The sequence below is a fragment of the Opitutales bacterium genome, assembly GCA_013215165.1.
Taxonomy (GTDB): Bacteria; Verrucomicrobiota; Verrucomicrobiia; order Opitutales; family JABSRG01; genus JABSRG01.
This window is the reverse complement of the sequence record JABSRG010000115.1, coordinates 1-4,260: the sequence shown is the minus strand read 5'-3', so window position 1 is coordinate 4,260 and position 4,260 is coordinate 1. Positions and strand designations below refer to the sequence as shown.

Annotated in this window: 5 protein-coding genes; 3 read left to right on the top strand and 2 right to left on the bottom strand. The window is 45.1% G+C overall.

The genetic code is table 11. From position 1 onward, the window contains the following. Positions 1–1,100 (top strand): amidohydrolase family protein (locus HRU10_15015; GenBank protein NRA28543.1); only part of this gene is annotated, 1,100 nt, incomplete at its 5' end. Positions 1,101–1,402: 302 nt separating this feature from the next. Further along, positions 1,403–1,600: a transposase gene (locus tag HRU10_15010; GenBank protein NRA28542.1), complete on the top strand. Its 198-nt coding sequence runs from the start codon at positions 1,403–1,405 to the stop codon at positions 1,598–1,600. Positions 1,601–1,857: 257 nt separating this feature from the next. On the opposite strand, the gene HRU10_15005 is transcribed toward HRU10_15010, so the two are convergent. After that, positions 1,858–2,634, bottom strand: coding sequence for a PEP-CTERM sorting domain-containing protein (locus tag HRU10_15005; protein ID NRA28541.1), 777 nt, complete (start codon positions 2,632–2,634; stop codon positions 1,858–1,860). A 74-nt stretch (positions 2,635–2,708) separates the two neighbouring features. Here HRU10_15005 and HRU10_15000 point away from each other — a divergent pair, with 74 nt between their 5' ends. Then, complete coding sequence (locus HRU10_15000; protein NRA28540.1) at positions 2,709–3,755, top strand: helix-turn-helix transcriptional regulator; 1,047 nt, start codon at positions 2,709–2,711, stop codon at positions 3,753–3,755. A 238-nt stretch (positions 3,756–3,993) separates the two neighbouring features. Here HRU10_15000 and HRU10_14995 read toward each other — a convergent pair. After that, the coding region (locus HRU10_14995) for a hypothetical protein (protein ID NRA28539.1) at positions 3,994–4,260 on the bottom strand (267 nt) is incomplete at its 5' end.

The window sequence follows — 4,260 nt, the reverse complement described above, 5'->3', positions numbered from 1 at the left end:
ACACGATCAACCGCTACAGCCCATCAATACTCAGGTTTGATCTCCGCCATCAGGTCTTATGGGATGGCTGTGAAATTGCTGCATATGTTCCCGACGCATGGCAAACCCGCCTCATTCGCGGATCACAAGGACATAGCGAATCAGGTATTCCAGTCACTCAACCTTTTTGCGATCCACGCAAAAAAAACAAATTGGAAGGATTCACAACGCCTGAAGCTACACTTGAATGGATGGATGCACACCACATCGAGCACGCGGTGCTTAACTCCTTTCATGCTCCCTCGGTAAGCAACTTCGGAGATGCCGACTACCCAGCACGTTTAGCGGAGGCCTACAACCGATGGCTAGTCGACCACTGGCTCGAAAGAAGCGATCGCTTCTTTGGTTCGATCGTAGTTGCGAACCAAAACCCAGAAGCTGCGGCCTCAGAAATAAGGCGCGCGGCTGAGAGCCACCCCCGCATAACCCAGGTGCTACTTTCCGCCGGAACCCTTCAACCCTATGGAAAACGCTATTATTGGCCCATCTATAAAGCTGCTGCAGAGTGTAACTTAGCTGTCGCCATACACGGAGGAACCGAGGGCGTAGCTGTCTCGAACCCACCTAGCTCGCACGGTTGGCCCCGTAACTTGTTAGAATACCGCGTCTGCCCTGTGACCAACTTTATAAGCCACTTCACGAGTATGGTCACTGAAGGGGTATTTACCGAGTTTTCCAATCTGCATCTAGTCGGCCTTGAAGTCGGTGGTGTGCTCCCACTCATCACTTATTTGTGGCGTTTCGATAAGAACTACAAGGCTTTGCGCTCAGAATGCCCATGGGTCACAGAGCTGCCATCAGAAGTCGCGCATCGACATGTGCGTCTAGGCACTCAGTCAACCGCTATTGGAGATCCTGGGGTATACTTCAGTCTCTTGAAATCATTCAAAGCTGCGGAAATGCTCTTGTGGACAAGCAATGCTCCCCGATGGGACAAAATTAATCCTGCTCTGGATCAACATCTAGAAACTACATCTAATTGGGATCCGCAACAAGTCACCCAACGCACTCCGGCGAAACTCTATGAGTCGCGCATCGCTCTAACGTTTTCCAACACCTAACAAAACCAAGCAATGATTCTAAAGCTCCTGATTCGAGACTGAGTTTACTAATCGCTCTGGATTTTGAGGATTCGGCTATTCATACTTTCCGAGTTATAGGTAAACTCGTGATGTTTATCTCAGGGGTAAAGTCCGCTTGACTGATTTTTTGTATAAATACCGATCGTAGTTGAGGCGTGAATTTTGGCTTTGATCAAAGCCGAGCCCCGTTGTGAGATCTAGGCTGCTTCGACAAGTTAAATTTTGGTTCTTCGACATTTTGAGTGGTTGGATTGCTTGGACAATAGAGCAGCTAAGTTTAGGTGGTCGCCGACAAAGGCTACGATTCAGACAAAATACGCGAGTTTATCGAGAACTCCGAAGCTTTCGCAGTGATTCCTCCAAAGAAAAACCGAAAGCATAATATTGCATACGACAAAGAGATCGGCAGACTTCGAGCCGCGGTAGAAAACTTCTTCTGTCGGATAAAGCATTACCGCCGAGTAAACACACCGCTATGACCAGCTCGCATAAACCTACCTTGGTTTCATAAACCTCGCTGCCATAGCAGATTATCGAAGGCTTTAATTTGTCCGCGCGGCCTACCATCCTAGCATCTCATTTTTCCATGCCTAGAAGGATGAACTATGCACGGGTAGAAGCCATGTATTATAGTAGCGGGTTAATAAGCTTCTCTGGCTCAGCATAAAGGAATTTGTACAACAAAAGATGTCCTTCATAAAAGCAGGAGGACATTTCTGAAGGTTGTGGATCTATTTCAGCTCTTTGAACGACGTCTTCTAATAACAAACAACAATGAGGAAGCTAATACCATGATGCCGTATGTGGACGGTTCAGGTATTTGTGAGAATTCAAAATTTTCGATTGAACCAAGGACGTTTTTGGAAGTTCCGAAGCCGACAGCACCCCAATCGAAATCTGAAGTGAGGTTGTGAGTCGCCGATGCGCCCTGAGCTGAGAAAGTAATTGTTCCAAAATCTGTCGAGTTGTCCCAGGTGCTTAGATCCAGCTCAACATGAATTGTATCGGTATCTATCCCACTTGTGAAATCAGCCGCAACAATACCGCCCTCTTGCGCAGACCAACCTTCTAGATCACCATTGTTACGAAAAAGGATGCCCGCTTCAAGGTTAGCATTTCCGGCACTGACCGCGCTGGGTTCAGTATAAAATCCCAGTGAAAACCATGATCCTGAAGTGGGAGCCCCCGAAAAACTAGCGGACACAGAAAAAATTCCATCTGCTTGTCCTTTGGCGTTATTTATAAAGGACCCGATGTCGATCCAAGTTGTATTATTGTTTGAAGCGATGTCTACATTCGCTTCGAAGGCGAATGGTGCGCTTCCGGGACTCGGACCCTGCCAAGTCAATGAGGGCAAAGAGTCGCCAATGAACGTGGGTGCTCTCCCTGTCAGGACGGCTCCATCAGAACTGTTGAAAGTTTCTGAAATAATTGTTTCGGCATGCAGGCTGTAGGAAAGAATCGAAAGCGCTACAGCTAAACATTTAAGAAGTGATTTTATCTTTGTATCCATATCTTTTTTTAAGTTTTGACCGATATATACTACAGCAATCTACTAATCTAGTCGTGTCGCTTCTAAGCTTTTATATGTCAGATTTTGATCTCGGTTCGAAATGGATTCAGAGAGGAATCTGTGGCGGATCACCCCAAAAAGATCACATCCTCCAAAAAGTGAAGTCCGTTGGCCTTGCCTTTCCTGTCTCAGTATCTGTTTTAAAATACAGTCAGTACAAGGCGTTCGACACAAAGACCCGAAACATGTTCGAAATGGGATGTTGGCTAATGAATGTTGGGGATGGGCTCGTTTATCTAACTTTTGCTCCGAATGATAATCGAATTTTTGAAGCTATAGAAGAATGCTCAGACTCGATCATTCTAGTGAGCTCTCTAGCAGAAAATTGGCATTTAAGCGTTCGAAAATGCATTATTCATTTAAGATTTAAGTCACTAGGCTTAGAAAATGATACAGAGATTTCTCAAGAAAATGAAAAATTACTTTATATGAAATCAATAAATGCCTATTTAGACGGTTCAATTGACTGGATTTACAAAGTGAAAGATTGGGTCCAGGTCGTATGTATTAGACACGCTAGGAAAATTCATGAAATACATCGAAAGATGATTGATTTCATATTATCCTGCGGAAGGGAACATGACAGTTTAGATCACTTTTGCACAGGATATATTGAAACGCTAGAGATCATTCAAAGATGCTATGAATTTGAAGAAATGCAGGCATTATTTATATCACGATTAGAGCAAATGCGTCCATTTCTTTTGAGAATTATCACAATAGAAAAATCAGTGATCGGCAAGGTTGTAGAGTTATTGAAAAGCGACTTTAAAGAAAATCTAACAGTCTCTGAAATTGGGAAACGTGTGCACTTGAGTCCAGAACATTTAGCAAGACGTTTCAAAAGGGAAACTGGTTATACACTCGTAGAATTCCTACAACAATTGCGGGTTCAACATGCCTCTCAATTACTACGTATGACAGAATGGGGTTTAATAGAAATAAGTGCCGATTCAGGATTTGGATCAATGGAGCAATTCCACCGTATATTTAAAAGAAACATAGGAATGACACCAGGCGCATACAGGAAGTCTATTCACAGATTCACAGCCATCCCATAGGAATGCGCTAAAAAGCTAAACAGCGGTTGGCACTGGCGGACTTCCGACCAAGGAAGTCAGTTGATGAAAGAGAAAACAAAACCAACCCAATACCGTTCTGCCGTCTTCAATCAACTTTGCAAGCTCATCCCTGTTGGCATGGTCAGCTCGGGTGTGACCAGACGTGCGTGGAGTCATGCGGCCTCTTTGAGCCATTCTTGACTTTCGATGTATGTGGCCCGGTGGGCCCGGGCTGAGATTAAGGCACCTGCGTTTGTTGTAAGTCAAGCCATGCCATGCCAGGGCCTTTAAGCCGTTGCTGGATGATTTGCTTGTGCGCACTTTCGATCATTCCCGTGCCTACAGGTAGCTTGTTTTCAAGGGCCTTGAGGTAGTCCAGTTGCTCATTTCGAGTATTCAGATAGCGATAGGCAAGACGAACGGGGGACTGCTCGTCGGGCACTTCAGCCCCCTCACTTTTTTCCTCTAGCTCCGCTATTACCTGCGACGCTTTTCCTTTTAATAG